General features: G+C 51.9%; 20 protein-coding genes. 11 read left to right on the top strand and 9 right to left on the bottom strand.

Translation table 11 applies throughout. From position 1 onward, the window contains the following. Positions 1 to 47 precede the first annotated feature (47 nt). Complete coding sequence (locus tag WNZ15_RS22480) at positions 48 to 761, bottom strand: hypothetical protein (RefSeq protein ID WP_342895261.1); 714 nt, start codon at positions 759 to 761, stop codon at positions 48 to 50. Between the two features lie 358 nt (positions 762 to 1,119). Here WNZ15_RS22480 and WNZ15_RS22475 point away from each other — a divergent pair, with 358 nt between their 5' ends. Together WNZ15_RS22475 and WNZ15_RS22470 are read left to right on the top strand one after the other, a co-directional pair. Next, positions 1,120 to 1,383: a type II toxin-antitoxin system ParD family antitoxin gene (locus WNZ15_RS22475; protein WP_342895260.1), complete on the top strand. Its 264-nt coding sequence runs from the start codon at positions 1,120 to 1,122 to the stop codon at positions 1,381 to 1,383. 7 nt (positions 1,384 to 1,390) lie between these two features. Continuing rightward, a complete protein-coding gene (locus WNZ15_RS22470) occupies positions 1,391 to 1,714 on the top strand; it encodes a type II toxin-antitoxin system RelE/ParE family toxin (protein ID WP_342895259.1) in 324 nt (107 codons plus the stop codon). Between the two features lie 1,150 nt (positions 1,715 to 2,864). Here WNZ15_RS22470 and WNZ15_RS22465 read toward each other — a convergent pair. From WNZ15_RS22465 to WNZ15_RS22450, 4 genes are all read right to left on the bottom strand, one after another. Then, positions 2,865 to 3,503 carry a hypothetical protein gene (locus WNZ15_RS22465; RefSeq protein WP_342895258.1) on the bottom strand — a complete coding sequence of 213 codons (639 nt, stop codon included), beginning with the start codon at positions 3,501 to 3,503 and terminating at the stop codon, positions 2,865 to 2,867. A gap of 331 nt (positions 3,504 to 3,834) precedes the next feature. Beyond that, positions 3,835 to 4,233: a hypothetical protein gene (locus WNZ15_RS22460; RefSeq protein ID WP_342895257.1), complete on the bottom strand. Its 399-nt coding sequence runs from the start codon at positions 4,231 to 4,233 to the stop codon at positions 3,835 to 3,837. A gap of 122 nt (positions 4,234 to 4,355) precedes the next feature. After that, positions 4,356 to 5,729, bottom strand: a complete 1,374-nt coding sequence (locus WNZ15_RS22455; protein ID WP_342895256.1) for an integrase family protein — start codon at positions 5,727 to 5,729, stop codon at positions 4,356 to 4,358. 271 nt (positions 5,730 to 6,000) lie between these two features. Continuing rightward, positions 6,001 to 6,618, bottom strand: coding sequence for a site-specific integrase (locus tag WNZ15_RS22450; RefSeq protein WP_342895255.1), 618 nt, complete (start codon positions 6,616 to 6,618; stop codon positions 6,001 to 6,003). Positions 6,619 to 6,832: 214 nt separating this feature from the next. Between WNZ15_RS22450 and WNZ15_RS22445 the strand changes: the two genes are divergently transcribed. From WNZ15_RS22445 to WNZ15_RS22435, 3 genes are all read left to right on the top strand, one after another. Next, on the top strand, positions 6,833 to 7,465 hold the full coding sequence (locus WNZ15_RS22445; protein ID WP_342895254.1) for a hypothetical protein: 633 nt from the start codon (positions 6,833 to 6,835) through the stop codon (positions 7,463 to 7,465). A 64-nt stretch (positions 7,466 to 7,529) separates the two neighbouring features. Further along, the gene (locus WNZ15_RS22440; RefSeq protein WP_342895253.1) at positions 7,530 to 7,937 is read left to right on the top strand and encodes a hypothetical protein; all 408 of its coding nucleotides are present in this window, start codon (positions 7,530 to 7,532) and stop codon (positions 7,935 to 7,937) included. Between the two features lie 34 nt (positions 7,938 to 7,971). Next, a complete protein-coding gene (locus tag WNZ15_RS22435) occupies positions 7,972 to 8,508 on the top strand; it encodes a hypothetical protein (protein ID WP_342895252.1) in 537 nt (178 codons plus the stop codon). A gap of 1,325 nt (positions 8,509 to 9,833) precedes the next feature. Here the strand turns inward: WNZ15_RS22435 and WNZ15_RS22430 are convergent. Beyond that, complete coding sequence (locus WNZ15_RS22430; RefSeq protein WP_342895251.1) at positions 9,834 to 11,522, bottom strand: ParB/RepB/Spo0J family partition protein; 1,689 nt, start codon at positions 11,520 to 11,522, stop codon at positions 9,834 to 9,836. Between the two features lie 392 nt (positions 11,523 to 11,914). Between WNZ15_RS22430 and WNZ15_RS22425 the strand changes: the two genes are divergently transcribed. The 5 genes from WNZ15_RS22425 to WNZ15_RS22405 all read left to right on the top strand — a co-directional run bounded on the left by WNZ15_RS22425 (position 11,915) and on the right by WNZ15_RS22405 (position 18,584). Continuing rightward, complete coding sequence (locus WNZ15_RS22425) at positions 11,915 to 13,597, top strand: ShlB/FhaC/HecB family hemolysin secretion/activation protein (RefSeq protein ID WP_342895250.1); 1,683 nt, start codon at positions 11,915 to 11,917, stop codon at positions 13,595 to 13,597. A gap of 11 nt (positions 13,598 to 13,608) precedes the next feature. Further along, the gene (locus WNZ15_RS22420) at positions 13,609 to 16,341 is read left to right on the top strand and encodes a filamentous hemagglutinin N-terminal domain-containing protein (RefSeq protein ID WP_342895249.1); all 2,733 of its coding nucleotides are present in this window, start codon (positions 13,609 to 13,611) and stop codon (positions 16,339 to 16,341) included. Continuing rightward, positions 16,341 to 16,706, top strand: a complete 366-nt coding sequence (locus WNZ15_RS22415; RefSeq protein ID WP_342895248.1) for a hypothetical protein — start codon at positions 16,341 to 16,343, stop codon at positions 16,704 to 16,706. The genes WNZ15_RS22420 and WNZ15_RS22415 overlap by 1 nt, the downstream gene beginning before the upstream one ends. Positions 16,707 to 17,397: 691 nt before the next feature. Further along, on the top strand, positions 17,398 to 18,252 hold the full coding sequence (locus tag WNZ15_RS22410; protein ID WP_342895247.1) for a phage integrase N-terminal domain-containing protein: 855 nt from the start codon (positions 17,398 to 17,400) through the stop codon (positions 18,250 to 18,252). A 14-nt stretch (positions 18,253 to 18,266) separates the two neighbouring features. Next, positions 18,267 to 18,584, top strand: a complete 318-nt coding sequence (locus tag WNZ15_RS22405) for a hypothetical protein (RefSeq protein ID WP_342895246.1) — start codon at positions 18,267 to 18,269, stop codon at positions 18,582 to 18,584. 4 nt (positions 18,585 to 18,588) lie between these two features. On the opposite strand, the gene WNZ15_RS22400 is transcribed toward WNZ15_RS22405, so the two are convergent. After that, the gene (locus WNZ15_RS22400; RefSeq protein ID WP_342895245.1) at positions 18,589 to 19,941 is read right to left on the bottom strand and encodes a hypothetical protein; all 1,353 of its coding nucleotides are present in this window, start codon (positions 19,939 to 19,941) and stop codon (positions 18,589 to 18,591) included. 248 nt (positions 19,942 to 20,189) lie between these two features. Between WNZ15_RS22400 and WNZ15_RS22395 the strand changes: the two genes are divergently transcribed. Continuing rightward, complete coding sequence (locus WNZ15_RS22395; RefSeq protein ID WP_342895244.1) at positions 20,190 to 21,293, top strand: Fic family protein; 1,104 nt, start codon at positions 20,190 to 20,192, stop codon at positions 21,291 to 21,293. A 36-nt stretch (positions 21,294 to 21,329) separates the two neighbouring features. On the opposite strand, the gene WNZ15_RS22390 is transcribed toward WNZ15_RS22395, so the two are convergent. Next, positions 21,330 to 21,860: an antirestriction protein ArdA gene (locus tag WNZ15_RS22390; RefSeq protein ID WP_342895243.1), complete on the bottom strand. Its 531-nt coding sequence runs from the start codon at positions 21,858 to 21,860 to the stop codon at positions 21,330 to 21,332. Then, the gene (locus WNZ15_RS22385; RefSeq protein ID WP_342895242.1) at positions 21,857 to 22,066 is read right to left on the bottom strand and encodes a hypothetical protein; all 210 of its coding nucleotides are present in this window, start codon (positions 22,064 to 22,066) and stop codon (positions 21,857 to 21,859) included. Before WNZ15_RS22385 ends, WNZ15_RS22390 begins: the two co-directional genes overlap by 4 nt. Positions 22,067 to 22,306 lie beyond the last annotated feature (240 nt).

Below are 22,306 nucleotides of genomic sequence, written 5' to 3'. Positions count from 1 at the left end.
CTTCATCTCGTTCTCCAAGCGTATCAAAGGCCGGAGAAGTCCAATTTTCAACCCAGTGGTTTTTGGGGATGATTACCTCCCTTATTACCGTGTCCTGAGAAGTGGATAACATGCGGCCGATGGTCATTGATGCCGTTAATCAGGTCTATTGGTGTTGCTGCCGGCACAGCCAGAAGTTCAATCTGATCGCGGAACTTCGATCCTCTTATTTGACGAAGAACATTGTTTACTTCTGCATCTACACGCAGGGGGGCGCCTTCTTCCGGACTGGCAGTCAAATATAATACCCGAAGTATTTCTGGCTTTGGCGGTTCAATGATTATATGCCTTACTTCCGGTCTACTTATCCTGGCAACCTCACGAGCATGGTCGAGCTCTTTTCTGCGTCTCTTTTCAGCCAGACGATCCTCTTGCCTCTGACGGGATTTCAAGTCCCTATCTTCCTTGGCTCTTTCCTGCCTCAAAGCACTTTCCAGAGCCTTTTGTTTGTCTGCTATCTGCTTATTTACGTCTGCCAATTTCTTAGCAAGCGCGGCAGCTTTTTTGCTTTCGTCGGAGCACTTTTTAGCTTCTCTCTCGGCCGCCTGCAGATAGGTATTTCGCGAATTTTCGGAACGGGATTTGGCTGCTTGCGACATTTTTGAGTTTGCAGAACTTGCAGCTTTATTTGCTGTCTCTTCATGCCGCACTTTTTGGGTTTGGTAACCGGCAGCTTTCTTTTCGAGTTGGGAAATCTGTGATCGTATATAATTTGAATTCATGCTTCACTATGCAGGATTCACGCATTGATTTGAACGTAAATCTGTCTTTTCTAAACGGAATTCTGATTGGCCAAATGGCACCGCAGCAGTTTGACCTGCCCGGATTGCCGATCCCGAAGAGTTCGGACAGTTTGAACTGGCCATGTCACTGACTATGGCAGAAGAAAATTGACCAATTGGACGATTTGTCCGATGAAATTTTCAAGCCAACATCGCAAGGCTTAACGACCAACAACCAGGCTAAGCGGGGGAAGGGGCTACATTGGCGCTTTATGTGTGGAGGCCCGTTGCACGTTATTCCTCTTGTGTCAGGTAGGATTTTATCCTACTCTTCATAAGAACAAAGAAGGAACGAGGTATGGCCGAGAAAATCAGCATCACGCTGCCCCCGAACATGTTGGAGGCAATTAAAGCCCAGGTGGCTGCGGGGAATTTTTCATCCACGAGCGAGGTGTTGCGCGAGGCAATGCGCCTGTGGATGCGGCAGGAAAAAGAGCATGAAGAGCGGATGGATGCGATCCGCGCCCGAATCCAGCATTCCTTGAACGACCCGCGTCCCAACCTGACCGGTAAGCAAGTCAGCAAACGGTTGGAAGCGCTGTACGACAAACACGGCGTCTAACTGATCCATGAAACGATTTGCCGTCGAGTACCGCGAAACCGCGGTGGAAGACCTTGAAGCTATTTTTGAGTATGTGCTTGAGGCGAGCCGCGATGCGGTTACCGCCAAGCGGTACACCGACCGTATTTTCAGAAAATGCGAAAACATCGGAGATGTTCCGCACGGATATCCGGAGCGCAATGATCTGAGCTTTGGTATCCGGCTGGTGCCGTTCGAAGACAGTGCTGTCATTCTTTACGTGATTGAGGGTGAGACGGTCTGGATCACCAACATCTTTGCCGGTGGCCGTGACTACGATGCTTTTTTCCAGCGCCAGCGGGATACCGACTGAAGGCGCGTGTTCCGAGTAGTCGCCCAAACGATAACCCCGAGAGAAGAGGTGACCGAAAACCGCTCTGCGGGTTGCAGTCAGGGGAAGGCTTTCCCCTACCATTTCAGCATGTAGTAGCGTTCCCAGGCATTGGCGATGTCTTCAAAGGTCCATTCCCGCAGCCGGCCATGAGTTGGACTGGGCTGGGACACACAGTCCACCAACCCGGATTCCTGTTTGAATCGATGCAGACTTGGAGGGAAGCGATCTTCCGACGGCACCTAGACAGCGTGCGTTGATCGATCGGGGATGAGTGCTTCCAGATCAGCCATTGTTGAAAAACAAGACGGATTAAAGCGACCAATAATGTAAATTCACCGCAAAATCCAAGAGATGCTCATACATTACAAATTTATAGATCAAAAAGGCAATTGTCCCAAGAATGGCCCCAGGGATAATGTCTGCAACGAAATGTTGTTTTGTATATAGCGTGCTAATAGAAATTATGGCTGGCACACTCCAGACCGCGTAAGTCGTCCAGCTCAGTTCCGGGTAACAAAAGTAAAACCAATGCCAGCCGGCAAGAAATGCGACAGCCACATGCATTGAGGGAAAACAGTTTCCCCCCTTATCGATGCTTTGTACAAAATTCAGCAGTCTTGAGGCTGCGCTTTTTACTTCGTAATTGCGCCATTCCGCGGGTGTTCTTACCGGTACAATATATGAAATAAATACATGCAAGAATAGGAGCAAGTAATAGCTAAAGCACACCAAATAGAATTCTGTCATACTGGAGATGGCAAGAATAGGAGAAATTATGAACGGATAGTAAGCTACCGAATAGACCCAGACCCAACCGGGACGGAAAGGTATTTTCGTATCCAAAAAGCTCACCCGCCCAACGGCGACATTCTTTATCGGCTTTTTCTGAGGAAGGAAGTATACTTGATACCCTAGGAAAATCAGGCCAACTGAAATTGACGTCGCTAGTAGTATTTCCGTTAAAGTGAGCATGAATAGTTAATTATATTTGTTGGTCATTGGTCACAGTTTGATCTCGCCCATTTCTGCCTGTGGCCAAAACGGCTCACTGAAAATATGCGCCGTTTTGAGAGAAGTTCAAGCAGATTTTACGCACACTTGAGTATAAGTGTTTTGCACGACAAAGTCACTAATTGTTGATCGATATATAGTATAAAATAAAACCTATTATGTAGAAAATCCACACTATTCCAAATATTATGTACGTACCAGAAAGCATTGGCTTTAGGTTCATTCCTTTGTCGTCGGAGTATAGCTCTTTGTAGAGCAGCCGCCCTGATGGAAGTGTTGCATTTCCGTGGACGGTATCTCGATTATCCTCAGGGAAGTTAGCTAACTCTTCAAGATAGGCCGCCCTACGAACCAGCTTGGTTGCATTGCTAAATAGCCTTGCGTTTTGTAAGTACGCTCCGCCTGAACTGCCAAGACCAAGGAAAATAAGTGCGGCTATAGGAACCCACCTTACTGATTCCAGAAAATTCATTGGTGACAGAGTTGTGTTTTTTGAATGATCAGAGTTGGAAATGTAGTTTCCCTTTTCAAAATTCGACTTCGTTTCGTATTTACTGGTCACCACGACCTTTTCAACCTTTATGACGCCGCCACCCAAAAATATAAGTGATATTAAAACAATCTGAAGATACAGGAACGTCTTTAGTAACTCAGAAATGTACTTCCAGCATTCTCTGAGGTTGTTGTTAAGTTCTCTATACTCGCAGTCTAAAAACTCAAACATATAGTCGCTCTCAGCGGCGTCCTTGGCAGTCATCAGAATGTGCCCTCCAGCAATGCACCTTTCAAAAACATTATTCAATTTTTCCTATTAGGCAACTAAATATCTCCCCTCTAAATTGTGCAAACACTTACGTTCTTGTTTGCAAAGAAGAAACATCATCTAAACAAAAACGGGCCACAGCAACTGTAGTCACTGCAGCCAGTTGAAGGTCGCATAGGTGTTTGCTGTCGGTATCCGCGTTTCAGTGCTGTAAAGTCAGAACTGGCAGATTTTCTGACAGGGTCTACCATGTCTAGGCGATAATCCCGAGAGAAGGGGTGACGTAAAACCGCCCCGCGGGTTGCAGGCAGGGGAAGGCTTTCCCCTACCATTTCAGCATGTAGTAGCGTTCCCAGGCATTGGCGATGTCTTCAAAGGTCCATTCCCGCAGCCGACCATGAGTTGGACTGGGCCGGGACACACAATCAATCAACCCGGATTCCTGCTTGAACCGATGCAGCCAGGTCATGGACTTGGGTTTGCCATTCGACCCGACCTCAATCCGCCGGATGTGATGACTGTTGGCCCACATGGCTCGCGGATCTTCAATCGACCTCCGATCAGCCAGATAGCACCGCAGCAGTTTGACCTGCCGGTCTTGCGGATCTTCTCTTAAGTCGGCATTGAGCTGCGCAACGACTAACTCCGCGGCCCGCCGTCCGACGCGTTCCAGCATTTCTTCCAATGCCTCTGTGCTCAGCACGATGGCTGGTAATGCTTCCATATTCCTCACTTTCCTTGAAATTTAGACACAAAAAAACGCCCCAAAAGGGACGTTAAAACAAAACGCGACCCACCTCGGTCGCATTGTGATTATTTACAATATATACGTGCGTAAGTCAAGTTTTAAACACCCAGGAGTTGTCCTAACCGGTCGGTAACAGGGCGCAGCGGATCCACAAATCCCAGATCATAAATCATGGTGGTTTCAAGGTTCCCCTTGTGATCCACGTAGTGGCTGACGTCTTCCCGCCGCACCCCTTGACCTACCAGCATGAGTGAGATGGCGATGCGCTTAAGATCATACAATTGAAAATATGACGGCACGCCTTCCAACTCTTTGAACCGCACCAGCGGCTTGCGGAAGTTGTCACGGGGCAGGGCAGGGTCGGCATGCGATGGAAACACCAATTCCGCCTCCGGCCAGCGTGATCGTTGCTGCCGCACCAAGTCGGCGACCTTCGGATGGATAGGAACGGACCGGTAGGCGTATTCAGAGGCGGCACGAGAGAGTTTGATGCCCTTGGTGTTGTGCTTGTGCCAGATAAGCCGCTCCAAGTCGAAATGCTCGAATTTGGCGTGCGTGAGCTCTGTGGGCCGCGCCATGGTCAAGAACAGGATGCCCATGAAGTTGCAGAGCTCGACCATCTGGGCATTCTGCACAGTCGTCCGGCCATTGGCGAGGGAGACCATGCGTTTGTCCTTCCCAACCAGTCCTTCGGTCGATGTTGTAGGTTCAATCACCGGCGTAAAGATGTAGTCCGCAATCGCTTTGATTTGCTCCGGTGAGTAGTCCCGACGCTGCCGCAACGCCGTTTGTTGCCGGAGGGCGGAGCAGGGGTTGCGCATGTCCACTACCTGCATGCGGATGGCCCAATTGAACATCGCCTTTAGATGCCGGTAGGCGGTGTTCCAGGTGCCTGCCACTTTGAACTGATCAAGAAAAGTTTTGACGTCGGTCGGTTTGATGTCTTCGACTGGTCGATTGCCGTGCTTGGCGCCAAAGTCGACGTAGTTACGGACCTTGTTCTTACCCTGCTTGGTGTCGGACGCACATTTGGGCTTCATCGCATACCCGATGAAGCACCAGAACTGGCTCTGATATTTGGCCGATTTGGTGGAGATATGCTCACTCCAGTATTGCTCAATGAGATCGCTGACGAGCAGGGTGTGCTTGGCATGATAATCGACTTTGTCGGCATCTGGATCTTCGCCTTTACCGACCTGGACTTCTCGCTGATGCACCAACAGTCGAGCGGAACCAAGGTTCATGTTGGACGTATTACCAACGACGACCCGCCGTCGTTTGCCATTGAAGCGATAGGTATGAACGAAGGATTTGATGCCGTTGGACGTGACACGCAAACCAAGCCCAGTTTGGGCCCCTTGGTAGATTTTGCCGTCTAGCCCTTTCGGGTAATCCCAGTAGAGTTCTTGATCTTTATTTGTGGGGCACTTGGCGTTTCTAATAAATGTATTGTCTAAATATAGTTTCGGCATTCCATGTAACACTCATGTAACAAATATTATGCGAAAATAGCATATAAAAGACAAGTATTAATTTACTTGGGTGCGTAATATACGCAGTAAAAACAAATAGTTATATTAAATCGCTGAAAGTGTTTTTGTATGCATGTTTGGCGTTGGTAATGAGGAGGTCGACAGTTCAATTCTGTCCAGCGGCACCATTATTTTCAATAACTTACAGTCTTTCTCGTTAAATCGAAAACCCATGTAACAGCCATGTAACAGCGGGTTCTAAGCGAAATGGTCAGTCCCACATCCGCGCAGCTATTTCTTGTTCATCCGGCCCGAGTGCGTTGGTGTAAATGGCTGTCGTGCTGATCGACGCATGGCCCATCCATTTGCACAGCATGTTGAGGGGGACGCCGCTGCGGATAGCGTGGATGCCGTATCCATGCCGTAGACCCTTGGGGCTGGCATGAATGCCTCTGATGCCGGCGTCGCGCATTAGATCCTTGATCCAGCGATAAGCTGTCGAGCGATTGACTGGCTGCCCCCCATGCCGCCAAAGCGGTACTGCCTCAGCGGTCAGACGCTGCTGGCTTGCTCGGATGCCGTGAACTGCGTCTAGCAAGTCCGCGAGAGCCGAAGGGATGGGCACCTCTCGCATGATATGTTTCCGGCGCTTCTTCAAGCAACGGATGGAAACTGAACCTGCTTCTATCTGCACAGCTGCTGCGGTTAATTCGAGAGCTTCGGATATCCGGCAACCGGTATAGAGAAGGGTGAGGCCGAAAGTACTGATTTCTGGGGCGGCGCGTTCCGCGGCTTTGATAAAGCGTGCCCGTTCTGCAGCATTGATATAGAGGCGCTGGTTGCGCTCATCGTACAGCCTCATGGATGAGGCCGATTGCATATTACCCATGACAGATCGCCTGCGATCGGCCTGGTTGCCGACGCACCACTATTGATAATTCTGTTGCAAGGGTGAAAAGCCAACGCTGGCAGCACGTTGACCGCTGAGAACGCCATTCACTAACCGATATCGCTACATTTAACAAGTTCATATCCATAAAAAATCTAATTGTGTCCAGAATTATCAATAATGTTGCAAGCAACAAACTCGAACGAGTGTTGCGATGAACAAACAACGCCAATCTATCACAGTCGTATTTCTCTTTGTATTTGCATTTATACTTGGTGGGAAAGGCGTGCTAGCCCAGTCTGTGGCCTTCACTGAGAAGAACCTGAAGGCCTTTTTCAAGGCGTTTGAGGATGGCTACGCCGAACAGACTGGCCGGAACCCAAACACGCTTGAAACCACGATAGACGCGTGGCAGGAGCTGGTTGATCATCCGAAGTTCTGTCTGGGCAGCGTCACCGTCAACGGAGAGGCCGTACATCATGGTGTGGCGGGGCCGTTCGTTCGATACGAGGCTGCCAAGATTGCCGTTGTGACTCGTTCTGTCACGGCTACTTGGGGTAATGAGGCCGTTAGCTTCAGCCTCGTACAGCGGTTCAATGCTAACAACGGCAAACGGCGAGGTTCGCTGGAGCTTACAGGTCTCTACTTCTCTTCACCGAAGGCTCGTCCGGCAGCGATCATTGTGCGCGACAAATGGGCGGACACTTCGTTCAAGGAATCTGCACCGCCTGTGCATCAGCCATGGGGCCTTCCGGCCCTGACACTTAGTCAGGCGTTGCCCCAGTACACGGTGACGGTCCGCCGTTTGATGCGCAATCCGCGCCAATTCAAGCAGTCCTGCAACTGATCCAACCGCCTGCTGCGACAAGTGTGCGCGCAGCGTTTTTCATCAGCATGTTCTGGAGGACAGGATGAAATTTTCACATGCCGTCATTGCTATCGCGCTCTTGCTGGTGCCGAACATGGCAATTGCGCAAGAAACGAATGCAGGGCTTTCAAAAAAGTTTCTGCTCGGGACATGGGTCGCGATGTCGACCAACCGGCAACACGAGCGGGTTCGGACCACCGTGACGTTTGACGAGGACCACTTTACAGAAGAGCGCGTCAACATCGGCTATGCCCACGAAATTCAACGCATCGTGGAAAGCGACTCCGCCGGAACATGGTCGATCGGCACAGCGGGGACGAGCTTGAGCATTCTCTTCACCAAAAACCGGGCGCAGCCAATGTTGGTCGGCACGTCGCAAGAGTGGCAGATCAACGTGATTGATCCTGGCCGCATCCGCATCGGTCGCGGCATTTTTCAGCGGCAGCGTTGACCATCTCACGGTGTCACAATCGGAGTAATCGGCGATGATGATGTTTTTCCTGTTTCCTGTGCTCTTCATCGCGGTGATGGTTCAGGGACTTGTCATTCTCGGGTTCGAGCTTCCTGAGATTTTCGGCAAGAAACCTCCAGTCAGAAGAGTTTCCAGCGTGATGGTGCCGAAAGAGCATTTAACGCTGTCACAGGGGCCCCATGGTCGGGTGTTGGCGACTAATCACAATGCCGAATTTCGGCATATTGCGGTTGGCAAACCGGCATACGATTGTGCGGAGAAGGGGGACTTTCAGTTTCTTCAGTTCAGCGGTGGTTGGATTATGGGGCCTAAGTTTTTCTTCGAAACCGCCCCTTACCGCGTCGAGTGCGAGGGGATGCCTATTAAGGTAAGGCGCGAAGGGAATGGGTATCGTGTTTACCGGAAAATCAATAAAAAGCGCCGTGGCTACATTAATGCACCGAGCCGACCGGACGAAGTGTACCTGACGATTGCCCCGAATGAGGCGCTGCGGGAAAAGCTGGAGCGCATAATCAACGAAAACAAAGGCGTTTATCGCCCTGCATCATAGGTTTTGGTGGACGTAACGGAAATAAAAAACGGCGTACCGATGCTGCAGTAGCGGTTTGTTGACAATGCCATCTTATCTATGGTTCCGTCTATTTGGCGAATTTTAACCACTCGGGCAGTAAACTTGACTGTTGATGTCATAATATATTGCCAAGAAATGCGGCGTGCTGTAAAAAGTATAGTGTATTCGAATACTGCCCGAACCGAAGTCCGGGCAATATTCAGGTGCATCTGGATGTCACCGTTTAGATTTGGGCCATGTATCGGTGAAAACCGTTACAAAATGTGCCCAGATCAGAAGTTCGCTTACTGGATCCAAAGGTGGAGTTGTGCAGACGCACACCTCAATTTGAAAACCAGTTTGCAGTTCTGTCGCTTTTATAAGCAAGTGCCAAATTACGAAGGCAAGAGCCACGTATTGGCCTGTTTGTTTAGGCGTATTTTTCAAGGTTCTCTTCCTAGATGAACCGCATGGCCTCCGCCGTGCAAAGCTCGGCCCTGCGGAGTTTTCGGATTAGGGGAGATAAAGAGCCCGTCGCCTTCCAGCGGCGGGCTTCTTTATGCCCGTGTTACTTCCAACTCTTTCCTCCTTTCTTCATAAAAAAAGCCACGCTTCGGAATGAAGGCATGGCATATCTAATATCTGTTGCATGGGAGGCGCATTTATCGCGCCGATTACAACAGATCGATGTTAGATTCTTCTAGGTATTCATTGAATATCTATTCGAATACCTTAGTGAAAGCATTTTAAAATTTGGAGCAATAGACTGAAGTTGTTCAAGCGAGAATGAAATCGGAAAACGAACCATAGGGCCACTCCTAGAATTGATTGGGTTGTGGTCGTTGCTAGAAGTCGACTAAGTCGACAGTTTTCACTAGCCGGTTACGAAGCAGGTGGACTCTATTCAGCGGAAGCCGAATGTCAAATGCTGTATTTCATTTTGTGACTTTTTTCAGGAAGTGGCTCTCGGATAATACATTGTAAAATAAAGAGAATATGACTTCATGTGAGCATTGGTATCTGAATTTTCCGCTAGCACTCAGTGCTCTACGCTGCTAAGAGCAGGCAGTTGTTTTAAGTGTCAGAAGCGCCTTATGATTTTGTTATTCGTGGATGTATTCTATGGAATTCTGGGCGTGATTTGCGCCCCGCCACTAAAAGTGCGCTTTTCGATTTAGTCGCCTATTTTTTTATCTTATTACGCCGCGCTCTAAGGTGACTCTAAAATTATTTAGTAGCCCAAAATTGGTGAGTTATTAGGTCAGCGACTCTCTTTAGCGAGGTAATAGATCGGGCAGCTTTTGCTGCCCGATTTGTTTTGCGCACTACGCCGCTTTGGCTGCTGGCGACGAAATTTTCTCGGCGGCTTGCCCATACATTGCCATGGGGAACTGCATATACTGCGGTTGCCAGTTCTCGACCTTTGCCGGTCGTGTTCCGTTTAGGCAATCCCGCAGGATGCTCTTCTGCACCTTGGCAGTTGAGGTGAGGTGGCTCTTGGCCACTTCTGTTCCTGCCAGTTCGGCCACCATGGCGTTTAGGGCAGACTTGTTCCGCAACAGGGTGAAGAACGCCTCATCGGGTGCCCAATGCGACCGCATATCGACCGCGAAGAACTGGCCCAACTCGTCAATCAAGGCCCCGCTCACCACCATGGTCTCAGCCATGACGAAGGTCAGGATGCGCATGACGGTTTCGTCGTTGAGTTCCAACAGGTGTTTGAAGATGGTGAGTAAGTCTTCGCCAGCGCCGACACCGTAGGTGGTCTCACGAACAATCGTCTCAGCGGGGTCACGTCCCAACAGTTCAGCGATTGCCTCCCGTTCCGCCTGAAACGTCGTCTCGGCAGAACATTCCGCCAGACTGTCGGCGATGGCTTTGTTTTCCGCCCGTTGCGGGTCGGGCTTGACCTGCCAGAGCGAAGATCCCGCGATGGCATGGGCCACCATCAACCGCAGCGCGGCGCTGGGGTGTTGCAGCATGGTGGTCCGCACGGCTGCATGGCGGTGCAGGTCGAGATAGTTTTGCAGCGGTCGGGTCAGTTCGGCTTGTGGGGTTGACTTGCTGCCTTCGGGCTGGCGCTCGTGCCGCTGCGCTTCCTTGCGGGTGAGGAAGCCCTCATGGATTTGCACCTCACCATCGGCGGTGCAGGTGATGTGAATCGCGCCCCCGTCATCTTTGCCAACGGACTGGTATTCCCAACTGCACCAATAGGCTCCAACTTCATGCAGCACCACATTGGTCCATCCCTCGGTACGGTAGCGCTCTACCAGCGCAGAGATGGCTTGGTTTTGCAGTTCCCAGAAGGTGTCGCACTCCGCGAAGTAGCTGGCGTCATCAAACAGGTCGGTGACAATCGTACCGGGATAGTCGGCCAGGTCGAACCGGGCATTGCTGGTTGGCACGTGCGCCCCGCCGAAGAGCCAGCTTTTGAGCTGAACTCCGGTCGGTGCCCAGCCGTCCTCGGCCTTGTGCAATTTCCACCATGCCTTTTGCTGGCGCATGGTGGCCATGGTCAGGATGCGCAACGTCGCAGGGGCAATTTCATCGCGGCGATAGGCGTTTAAAATCGGCGGGTACAGGTTGGCAACGGCCAGCCGCTGTTTCACCAGACGTTCGGTCACACCGAAGTGGGCGGCGATGTCCTCACACGCACGGCCTTGCTTCAACATGGCGGCAAAAGCCTCGTACTGGTCGATTTCGTCCATGGGCAGGCGGGCGATGTTCTCCGCCAGCGAGGCCTCAATGGCAGCGGCATCATCACCCTCGGCCATTATCAGGCAAGGCAACGGCCCAAGGTCGCAGCCTTCGGCCACGAGCGCCTGACAGGCGGTAAATCGCCGCTGTCCCGCGACGATTTCAAAGCCGTCACCCTCGGGTCGCACCAGCAAGGGCTGCAACAGCCCCAAGCTACGGATGCTGGGCAGCAGGTCGGTAACGTAGTCACCGCCGTGCTTCCGCACATTGAGCGGGGAGGGTTTCAGATTGGTCAGGTCAATGTAATCAAGTTTCATGGGTTTTCTCCTCAACAGGTTCATCAATGCGGCAACCGCGCCTGCGGCTGCCAACACGCTTTCCCTCAAAGGAGGGGTGCGCATGCACCCTTGCCACGTGGCGAACGCGGGGATGGGAGGGGAAAAGGAAAATCACGCCGGATGGTGCGGGCGCACAAGCGCAGCGCGGAGCCTCGGCCGGTGGTTATTTTCCTTTTGGGGAGAGAAGGGGCAGCGCCCCTCGGCCTCCCTAGATAGACGAAAAACTGCGCAGCAAGAACTTCCACTCCATCAAGAAAAGGTTGTTGCGTTAAGGATGGACACGTTGTGATATTGACACCTCGAGTTTGGGATGCATTAGTCATTAATTAACAATTAGTTAATTTCTCGTGGCTGGGGGCAGACACGTTCTAATGTATTTCAGGGTATTTGCGTTAGCCGTCATCGCATGTGTGACGGCAATTCTTATTTGCGGAAGTGTATATGCGCAGGTGGTTCCCGCCGTTGAGGACGCCGGTCAGATTGGGCGGCGTTTCGTTCCCCAGACCAGACTGCTTTCCCGACCAAGGGGCGAGGGTATTCGATTAGAAAGCACCGAAGCGCCCAGTGGTGCGGCAACAATCACAATTAATATTCGCGCTATTCAGGTAGAAGGCAGTACCGTCTATTCAGCTGATGAACTGGCTGGAATGACAGGCCAACTCGTTGGTCAAAGCACAGTCCAACAGATCTATGATTTGGCGGCGACGCTCACGGTGCGATACCGGCAAGATGGTTATGTCTTGTCTCGGGTGATTGTTCCCCCGCAAGAGCTTGTGCCAGATGACGCCGTCATTCGCCTCCAGATAATCGAAGGCTATGTCGATAATGTACGCTGGCCAGAAGAGGTTGCCAAATATCGAGATTATTTCACGGCCTACGCCGACAAGATCACGGCCCAACGTCCGCTCCATATCAAGACACTGGAACGCTACCTGTTACTTGCCGGGGATCTGCCTGGGTTGGAGTTTTCTTCGACGCTGGAGCCGTCTAAGACCAATACAGGCGCCTCCACCTTGGTGGTCACGGTCAAAGAAAAACCGTTTGCAGCCAGCGTTAGCACCGACAACCGCGGCACTGAAGGACGGGGACCCTACCAGTACACGGTGTATGGCTCTGCTGGAAACCTCTTCAACCAGCACGAGTCCCTCGAACTTATCTATGCAGGGTCATATCAGGTTCAGGAACTGCAGTATTTTTATGGCCGGTTGTCCCATGTGTTTAACAGCGAAGGCCTGAAGGGCTCCGTCACCGCAAGTTTCAATACCGGCGAACCGGGCACCGATACCCTCCAAGCATTAGCATTTGAAAGTGACAGCGCCTCTATTACCGGGGAGCTAAGCTATCCGGTTATTCGTAGCCGGGAACAAAACCTTGCTCTCTCCGCGTTGCTCTTCGCGACACAGGTAACCAACGATAGCCTTGGCTCTCGCCTGACCGAAGACCGTTTGCGGGGTATTAGGGCAACCGCGAGTTTCGACCAGTACGATAACTTAAAAGGTGTAACCCAACTGGTCGCCACTTTTAGCCAAGGTATCGATGGGCTCGGTAGCACCTCGAACAACAATCCCAATGCCTCGCGGAGCGCTGGCCGAGTTGATTTCACCAAAGTCGAGGGCACGCTTGCCCGGTTTCAATCGCTGCCTGCCGGTTTTTCCGCAGTTGCACGGATGTACGGTCAATATGCGGGTACGCCTCTATTATCATCCGAAGAATGTACCTATGGCGGAGGTACCTATGGCCGTGCCTTTGAACCATCAGTTCTGGCGGGAGATCACTGCGTCAAACTCAGCGCTGAATTACGATACGATCTCCCGATCCCCAACAATCCACTAAGCCAGACCCAGCTTTATACCTTCACCGACTACGGCGCGGTCTGGCAACTCGCACCGGCAACTGGATCTCCCAGCCACGCCGAAGCCAGCAGTATTGGGGCAGGGGTCCGTGTTGGTTGGAACGATATGCTGGCTGCCTCACTTGAAACCGCGCATCGACTAAGTGGATCGGTCGGCGACAATGACTGGCAGGTGTTTTTCAACCTGTCAGCGACGTACTGAGGGAGAAGTTGATGGCTCTTCGATTTCCAAATCTTCCCCGCATCCTCTGGGCAACAACAGCCTTGTCGTCTGGCTTGCTATTTAGCCAACTTGCGCTTGCCGGTCCTAATGGTGAGAAGGTCATTGCTGGTTCTGCATCGGTTAATCGCCCCTCTGCCACCAAAACCGAGATTGTCCAGTCCAGCAGCAAAGCGATTATAAATTGGAACCGCTTTGACATTGGCAAAAACGAATGGACGGAGTTCAAGCAACCCGATGTCAACTCAATCACCCTCAACCGGGTCACTGGCGGCAATCCGTCTGAAATTCTCGGTACGCTAACCGCAAACGGTACGGTGATGTTGGTGAACCCGGATGGCATTCTGTTTGGCAAAGGCGCTCAAATTGATGTCGGTGGGCTGGTTGCAACCACCAACGATATCGCCAACTCCGATTTCATGAATGGCCGGTTTCATTTCAACATTCCCGGCAAGCCTGATGCCTCGATCGTCAACGAGGGCACTATCACAGTCCGGGACACTGGCATTGCCGCGTTCGTAGCACCCGGCGTTCGCAACAGTGGGGTAATTTCCGCCCGCCTTGGCTCTATCGGCCTAGCCGCGGGTAACGGCTTCACACTCGACATGTACGGTGACGATCTCATCAAACTGAAAGTGGATGATGACATTGCATCCGAGGTGGTGGACGTGGCAACCGGCCAGCGGCTCGATACCCTGGTTGATAACCAAGGCAAACTTCATTCTGATGGAGGCACGGTAGCCCTGACCGCCGCCACCGCTCGGCGTGTAGTGGATCGCGTCATCAACAATGACGGGGTGATTGAAGCCAACAGCGTGGGCACCCGTAACGGGAAAATCATCCTCGGCGCCCAAACCGCTGCGACCAAAACAGCACATGCCCCCAATCAAAAGGTGCGTGTTTCCGGCTCACTTAAAGCAGATGGCGTATCGTCAAGAGAAACAGGTGGCAACGTCCATATTACCGGAGAAATGATTGAACTACAGCGCGCCAATATAACAGCCAGAGGAGATGCCGGTGGCGGTACCATTCTGGTGGGTGGTGATTACCTGGGCGGCAACCCCGATCCCCAAAAAGTAACAAAATACGGCATCAAGCTGGAAGATATTCCGATCCCCACAGCCAAGTCGCTGGTCGTTGACAGCGAAAGCACCCTCGATGCTTCAGCGACCACAAACGGTGATGGCGGTAAGGTGGTCAACTGGTCTGACGGCGAGACAGTTTTCGATGGGCATATTGCAGCACGAGGCGGTGCCCAAGCTGGTAATGGAGGTTTCGTTGAGGTTTCAGGTCGTGAGACCGTTTATTTTGACAATATCAGCACAGATCTAGTCGCTCCGAACGGTAACAACGGAACGATCCTGTTTGATCCATCAATTCTAGTCATCAACTCATCCAATGTCTTGCCTATTGAAGGTATCCTCAATGCTGGGACGAATTTGATTACGACCGGCGGCTTTGTATCGGTTCAATCCGACATAATCAAAACAGACGGTGGTAGTGCCACCTGGTCGATCTCCGGCGATGACGGGGTAGAGTTTAAGTCTGGCATTGTTATCGGTTCTATTTCAGGGAAGCTCAACCTGAGTGTCGACGCGGATGCTGATCGGCTTAAAAGCTCCGGCGAATTGAACGAAGCGGCAAAAAAATACCAAGATGACTTATCTCTGGGGCTCGCAACTGACCTAGCAGCTTATATAGCGACGCATACTTACGACAATACTGACCGCGATTCCGTGGAAACCTACGCTGCTGGTGCCCTTGACATCATCCGGGATAAGTTTCCCGAGAGTGAAGAGATTACGATCGACGAGTTTGTTGAGCGTCTGAAAGATGAAGGAGCAATAAACTCCTCGCAACTCCAAGAGCATGCTGACAGCGTGTTCAATGGAAGTGGCGCTAGCCTGCTTTTGAATGGCGGCACCCTCACTGTCAAAGACAACAGCGGAAAGGCCACAATCACCGCTGATCCCGTGCCCGATAGCCCGACAATCACGCAGAGCCAATATCTTGATTGTTCCTCTGGTCCCTGTGTAACTGTAACCGAATACGATTTTGAGCTGCTGACCGACCCCGATGGGACCTTGGATTTGGCCGTCAATTTCGACCCTAATTCGAACAGCAGAACAAAGTTTGGTCAGTTACCGGGCGCCCAGGTCATCGACCTTCGTCCAAAGAATCCAGATGATGTTGTCCGCAACTATCAATCACTCAGTTTGAATGCCATCGTTAGCACGGGGGAGACACTAGGCCTGGCCGCAAAAACGCTTTGGAATATGGGAAGGCAGACAGGTTATTTAGTGCTGACAGATTCCGGATTTAGATCCGTTACCCGAGAAGAAGGGTTGGCGCTTCTTCCTAATACTACGCCGTCCTCAGATGCTCAGAATGGGGTTAGAAATTCGCCGGATGGCAGGCCGGCAACAACATTCAAAAATATTAGTGAAATAGGTAGGGGAGCGGTTCTGGTTTCCCGAAGTAATAGAAATAATGTGTTGGTGGCTATCGATAGAGTGACAGCATTTGTATTCGGTGAATTGGCCTCAAGGGCAACGACTCCTGCGGTCGGAGCTATTGTTGAAAGAGCAATTGAGGCATCTAATGAGGAGGTGGAGAACGCGAGAAAACGTGCTGCAAATAATAACTACGAAAGTGGTTATGAAAGAAATATTATAAGAAGAAACGCAGAGAGAAATGATGCACTTAAAAAAATGGGGTGGGATTAATGTATAAGTATATTTTATTATTTAATATAAGTTTGCTCAATATTTCGAGCGCTGCTTCTGCTGAAGTAATTGATATGGAGTGCATTGGATTTTCTTATATGTTTACATTGGGCTCGCCGAAGATCAGTCAAGAACAAAGAATAAATATAACGATAGATGAATGTCATATTTCCGAAGAAGAGGCCGCCTGGTTTTTTGCAGTTTTAGGTGTGGGTGATCTCAATTCTCTCGAAGCCAAGTACTCAGATAGAGAAATTGGAGCGTTGCGCAAAGGTATGGAAAATGCGGATGCCGTATTAGATCGCGTTGAAGAACGTTGCCTTAAAGAACCTACGGAAAATAACGACTTCTGCATAATGTACTAGCCGCAGGCACTCAGACTTTCGCACCGGCGTGCGGCGGAGCTAAGCCGGTAGCGCAAGGCAAGGGCGTCAGCCCTATCCGCAAAATCATTCCGATACGGATTTTGCATGGCCAATCGGCCATTGCCGAGGGTAGGGGAGCGGTCAGCGTCCCCGTTGGCCGGAGCTGGTCAATCCGGCAGCAAGGCCAACATGCGGTCCAGCCGCAGTCACTACCGGGATTGTGCTCGGTAGTGACTGCGGCGTATACCCGAACCTGAGCGCCAGATACAGCGCCAAACGGCGCGTGCCCCCTACGTGCCCGCCGAAAACACGCACCACCGCAACACAACTTTTACTTGCAATTTTACGCATTTTATGCTAGGTTTTTGCCAGCCTCGGATAAGTCCGTGCGCACTTGAAAATCTTCCCGACATTTTGACCAGAAAGGAGACATCGCCATGTCAATCTGTTTGACTGGCTGTTCTAGATTCAGCAGCCACCAGGTAACGCGTATGACCCACGGCCCCAGCGCGTACAGCCCATTGCGGCACAATGTTTTGTAGACCCTGCGGGGTCTTTTTTGTGCCTGAAATTCAACGATCAGACGCGAAGGAATTCAGACAAACATCCGGCTCTTGCCGCCTCTGCGGTGGACTGCGTAGCGCTACGGCCTACCGGTAGCCATCAACACTAACCAAATGAAAGAACCCATATGAATGATCTCGCCCATGCTTTGGGTCAGTTGTGCCGGCGCAATCGGGATGGCTCCCATGCCACCCAAGCGAACCGGCTCCGTGGCTTGCAGGCGATGGCGGGAGATCTATACCAACTCGGCTACAGAGTGCCTAAAGCGGCTTCCCTGAAGCCGAAACATGTCACCGCCCTTGTTGATCATTGGCAAGGGCAGGGGCTTAGCCAAGCCACTCTGAAGAACCGGCTCGGCTGGATCCGCTGGTGGGCGGAGAAGGTCAACAAGTCCTCGGTAGTACCGCGCGACAATGCCTCGCTCGGCATTGCGCCGCGTGAAAAGACCGTGACAAATCGCGCCTGGCAACCAGAAGCAGACGAGCCGTTACCCGATCCGCGCATGCAGACTTCCATCGACCTGATGGCGGCCTTCGGCCTCCGGCTTGAGGAAGCACTTAAGCTGCGACCGGTACAAGCCGATCGCGGCCATGTGCTGCACTTGCAAGGCTCGTGGACCAAAGGCGGACGGGAACGCGAAATTCCGATCCGCACTGATCAGCAACGCGCGTTGCTGACGCGCGCCAAGGAACTCGTCGGCAAGCAGTCCATGATCCCGGCGGAGCGGACCTATATCCAACACCGCAAGGCATTTGAGCATCAGGCACTCAAACACGGCATCACCAATGTACACGGGCTCAGGCATGCCTACGCTCAAACCCGTTATGCCGATTTGACGGGCTGGGCCTGCCCGAAACAGGGCGGCCCGCAACTAAAGGAACTGACCAAACCGCAACGCGAGCTGGACCGGCAAGCCCGGTTGATTGTGTCTCAAGAACTGGGACACAGCCGGATTGCGATTACGAAAATCTATCTGGGCTAGAAAGGAGGGCACTTATGAAGTTGATGGATGCTCGCCGCGCCAACTCGCTCTCTCACACAGCACGCGAAACCCATGCCCGCGAGTTATTCAACCCCGAAACCATCGCCGGTGAAATTGAACGGGCGGTGTCCCTCGGCAAGACAGAAATACGGATGTTTCAGAAAGTGCCGGTAGACCTCAAGGAAACAGAAGCTGCGCAGGCGTTGACTGCCAAACTGGCTGCATTGGGTTATGCCATTTCGTGGGAGCAGGCCGCGCAGAAAGAGGAGTTCGGCAAACGCGAAACGATGCGTTTTTTTCAGTATCGGGAACTGGTGATTGCTTGGGGCTGAGGAGCTACTCAGATTGGCTTTTCTGAGTTGGCACGCGGATCGAAAATTCAACGTCGAGGATATTTGCTTCCTCAAAACGCCGTGTTTCCACCGACAGCACGTATGGGCTAAGTGATTGTTCGTCAGTCGAAGCGCTTTCTATTGCTAACTCAATTTGCTCCGGCAGCGTTTCAAGACTGAACGCATTTCTGGCCAAAGCAAATGCTGCTTCCTTGAGGCTGGACAGTCCCGTTTGCGGAAATGGATCTATCTGAAAACTAGCTTTGATTTTGAGTTCGTCGGCTGCGTTCTCGCCACCTTGGATGCGGTAAACTAGCGTTTGGCGTGGAAACCCGTCGGTGAGGAATTTGTAACGGGATTCAGCGAACCATTCTTCACCGAAGCCTGATCGGTGATAGTCGTTAGTTTTCAGGCCTAATTCCGCTAGGAAAAGCTCGGCTTTATATGGGCTCCAACCTCTATCTGCGGCGACATCTGGCGGAGATTTTTTCAGGCGTTGATATTTTCGAACTTCAGAAATGATGTCTGTGAGGTCGGAGCTGGTTTTGGCGGGCAAAGATTGAAACTGTCGAACAGCCCGGAGCAATAGCACCGGTCGTAGGAAGAAGTTCCGAAAGAACGCTCTTCTGGCCTCTGTCTTCAGTTCGTCGGATTGAAAGGTCTTCAACCCAATTCGTATGGCGGCATTTTCCCAACGGGCGTAGCAGTGCATCAAGTAATAGATTGGTAGCGAAAACATGCTGAGCAGAACGGGCAACGACACTTCCCGCAGGGTTTGATACGAGAATAAGGAGCCTTTGGTCTCGATGGTGGTGGTGATGAAATGCCAAACCACGACGACGACAATGCCGACCAAAATCCATTCGACTAATCGTTTTACGGCGGCGAATTTTTCATCTCGTTCGCACACAACTTGAACCATCGCCAGTAGTGTCACGATGGGAACAAGCAGCAGCTCGGCCCAGAGTGAAAATGAGTAGGCGACGACGATAAATTCAAAAACCGCCAGGACCTTAAATTGGTCGCGGAGGATATTGCCGAAGAAAGAAGCATCCCCGTCATGCTGAATGGCGCGGCCAAGCAGCACGGCTCCAGAAAACAAAAACCAAAGAATAGTGCCCTTGAGCTCGAAAATGGTCCATAGACCAACAAGGGACAGCAGATAGGCACCAAGCCAAATCCAAATGCCATATGTGCCGAACAGCAAGGATAGTTTGGGCTGGAATAAGGCTTTCAGAGCCGCGAACAACGGCTCTTTCAAGTCAACCTTTAAAGGCAGGTATACCGCTATAAGCGCAAACCAGATCGCTGTGGCGATCTCGCGGTTCGAGAAAAATTGGCTAATCCATTCCATCAAGCGATAGGTGCGACTCCGATGTTCGTTTTGCTATTTTAGCGAGAAGTGCAGGGTAGATACAAATGCTTTGGTTCGAGCAGTTACGGCCCGAACACCAACACCCTGATCGATTGTCTTCGCCAGGCTCTGGCATTTGCGCCACAGAACGTTCTGCAATCGGGCTTGAGTTGACGTGATGAGCGATAGAAAAACTTGCTAAGGCTCATATTTTCCTTGATTCTGAGTTATAGAAAGGATGTCTATAACTCATGAAATGGAATTGGCAACGCGCCGGATGGCCCAACTTTAGCTACGATGCAACGGTGCTTGCACCGCTGGAAAGCCAATTTTTGCTGCGGTCCGGTGAGTTTATCGGTGCCTACAGACATATAAGTCCCGATGAGCGTGACCAGTTGCGCATCGAGCTTATTAGCGACGAGGCCCTGAAAACGTCCGCGATCGAAGGCGAGATGTTGAACCGGGATAGCTTGCAATCCTCGCTCCGTAAGCAATTTGGTATTGCAGGTGATACGCATCATGTCCCGCCGCGTGAGCGCGGTATCGCCGAAATGATGGTCAGTTTGTATCGGGATTTTGGGGCACCTCTGACCCATGAGGCTCTGTTTGCGTGGCACAAGATGGTGATGGCCGATGCTCGGCGCATCGAAACAATTGGCGCTTATCGCACGCATGCTGACCCGATGCAGGTTGTTTCCGGATCCTTCGGAAACCAGAAGATCCATTATGAAGCACCACCATCATCACAAATACCGGCACAGATGGAGGATTTTCTAATCTGGTTCGCCGCTTCCAGCCCCGGAGGGAAACAACCGCTGCCGGCCCTGACGCGCGCTGGCATTGCGCACATCTATTTCGAGAGTATTCACCCGTTTGAAGATGGCAATGGCCGGATAGGCCGGGCAATTTCCGAGAAGGTGTTGGCGCAAAGTCTGGGGCAACCCAGCTTGATCCTGCTGTCCTACACGATTGAACGTGGCCGCAAGCTCTATTACGATATGTTGGAGAGCAGTAGTAGAGACATCCATATCACCGAGTGGCTGCTTTACTTCGGTCAAATGATCCTTGAGGCACAGGAAAATACCGTCAACCGGATCAACTTCTATATTGCCAAGGCTCATTTCTTTGACCGGTTCGGTTCCCGCTTGAATGAACGCCAAAGAAAAGCAATTTTACGGATGTTCCGTGAAGGACTCGACGGCTTTAAAGGCGGCTTAAGCGCCGAAAACTACATCAGCATCACCAAGGCTTCGCGGGCTACAGCCACGCGTGACCTGCAAGGGCTTACAGAAATGGGCGCGTTCTCCCGGACGGGTGAGAGGCGCTATACACGGTACCATCTTGTACTGGAATAGCTCGTCCACCAGCGCGTGAGGGCGGACGAGGGGCCGCTACGGCCCGAACACCAGCACCTCGCCCTGATCGGTTTCCATAACGTTGAAATCGCCATTCACGGCCATGTCGCGGGCGAAGGCCTCGTAGTCGATGTAGTATTCCAATTTGACCGGAATATCGTAGCACTCGGTGATCAGCTCTTCGGCGTAATCGACGGCTCTGCCGCGATAGATGGATACGTCATCTATCCGGTCTGGAATCTCATCGATGTTATAGCCATTCTCAGCCAGATAGACGGCCTTGAGATAGTCGTCGTCATCGACATCCAGTTCGGCAAAGGTTTCAAACCAAACCGCCAAGGTGGCCTGACTGATGCCAAGGGCGTTGAACAGGCGGTGATTATCACCGTCGATGAACTGCAACTCGTATTCTTCGACAGGCATACCGAACCGGTCGGTATGACCCTTGGTCTTGGCTTCGTATTCCTCCAAGGAGGAGAAATAGAAGCCCGTCGCCTCGATGCTGTACGGCTGGGCGTAATACACCGAGTCTTCCAACGGCCCGGCGGCCAAGAGGCGGGGGCTCATTGCCCCGCCTCCTCTTTGCGACCCGCCTTGCGGATGACAGTACGGCCAGTCACCAGCGGGGAGTAGTTGATCGCGAGGCTCATGCCGTCGCTGTCCTGATGCGCCCAACCCACGCCGATCTTGGTCCAGCGGGCTTTGTTGCCTTCCCCGACGACGTGAAAAACTTCATGGGTCGGTGCTTTGTCGTTTTTGGTCTGTGTTGCCATTGGTGGCTCTCCTGTTTCGTTTGGCGGCCACTCCGTGTGGCCGGTCGGAAAGCGAGGCGTTCGGGCCAGTAGGACGGCGTGCAATGGTTTTCTCGGGAGACCGCGCAGCGGCGGAAGGCCATTGCAGGACGGCCGGACCGGACGATTTTCCGACCGTTTCCGGCCACAGGAGCTGCCAGACAAGGAGAGCGGTACCGATGCCCAGACCAGCGACATCGCACCAATGATAGATTTTCACGA

Source organism: Roseibium sp. AS2 (genome assembly GCF_038900065.1).
GTDB lineage: Bacteria > Pseudomonadota > Alphaproteobacteria > Rhizobiales > Stappiaceae > Roseibium.
Note: the sequence above shows the minus strand (reverse complement) of the source record. Positions and strands in the feature narration are given on the sequence as shown.

Bases quoted from the DNA above. Each gene is read 5' to 3' on its own strand.
- WNZ15_RS22480 (WP_342895261.1), bottom strand. From the start codon at position 761: ATGAATTCAAATTATATACGATCACAGATTTCCCAACTCGAAAAGAAA.
- WNZ15_RS22475 (WP_342895260.1), top strand. From the start codon at position 1,120: ATGGCCGAGAAAATCAGCATCACGCTGCCCCCGAACATGTTGGAGGCA.
- WNZ15_RS22470 (WP_342895259.1), top strand. From the start codon at position 1,391: ATGAAACGATTTGCCGTCGAGTACCGCGAAACCGCGGTGGAAGACCTT.
- WNZ15_RS22465 (WP_342895258.1), bottom strand. From the start codon at position 3,503: ATGACTGCCAAGGACGCCGCTGAGAGCGACTATATGTTTGAGTTTTTA.
- WNZ15_RS22460 (WP_342895257.1), bottom strand. From the start codon at position 4,233: ATGGAAGCATTACCAGCCATCGTGCTGAGCACAGAGGCATTGGAAGAA.
- WNZ15_RS22455 (WP_342895256.1), bottom strand. From the start codon at position 5,729: ATGCCGAAACTATATTTAGACAATACATTTATTAGAAACGCCAAGTGC.
- WNZ15_RS22450 (WP_342895255.1), bottom strand. From the start codon at position 6,618: ATGGGTAATATGCAATCGGCCTCATCCATGAGGCTGTACGATGAGCGC.
- WNZ15_RS22445 (WP_342895254.1), top strand. From the start codon at position 6,833: ATGAACAAACAACGCCAATCTATCACAGTCGTATTTCTCTTTGTATTT.
- WNZ15_RS22440 (WP_342895253.1), top strand. From the start codon at position 7,530: ATGAAATTTTCACATGCCGTCATTGCTATCGCGCTCTTGCTGGTGCCG.
- WNZ15_RS22435 (WP_342895252.1), top strand. From the start codon at position 7,972: ATGATGATGTTTTTCCTGTTTCCTGTGCTCTTCATCGCGGTGATGGTT.
- WNZ15_RS22430 (WP_342895251.1), bottom strand. From the start codon at position 11,522: ATGAAACTTGATTACATTGACCTGACCAATCTGAAACCCTCCCCGCTC.
- WNZ15_RS22425 (WP_342895250.1), top strand. From the start codon at position 11,915: ATGTATTTCAGGGTATTTGCGTTAGCCGTCATCGCATGTGTGACGGCA.
- WNZ15_RS22420 (WP_342895249.1), top strand. From the start codon at position 13,609: ATGGCTCTTCGATTTCCAAATCTTCCCCGCATCCTCTGGGCAACAACA.
- WNZ15_RS22415 (WP_342895248.1), top strand. From the start codon at position 16,341: ATGTATAAGTATATTTTATTATTTAATATAAGTTTGCTCAATATTTCG.
- WNZ15_RS22410 (WP_342895247.1), top strand. From the start codon at position 17,398: ATGAATGATCTCGCCCATGCTTTGGGTCAGTTGTGCCGGCGCAATCGG.
- WNZ15_RS22405 (WP_342895246.1), top strand. From the start codon at position 18,267: ATGAAGTTGATGGATGCTCGCCGCGCCAACTCGCTCTCTCACACAGCA.
- WNZ15_RS22395 (WP_342895244.1), top strand. From the start codon at position 20,190: ATGAAATGGAATTGGCAACGCGCCGGATGGCCCAACTTTAGCTACGAT.
- WNZ15_RS22390 (WP_342895243.1), bottom strand. From the start codon at position 21,860: ATGAGCCCCCGCCTCTTGGCCGCCGGGCCGTTGGAAGACTCGGTGTAT.
- WNZ15_RS22385 (WP_342895242.1), bottom strand. From the start codon at position 22,066: ATGGCAACACAGACCAAAAACGACAAAGCACCGACCCATGAAGTTTTT.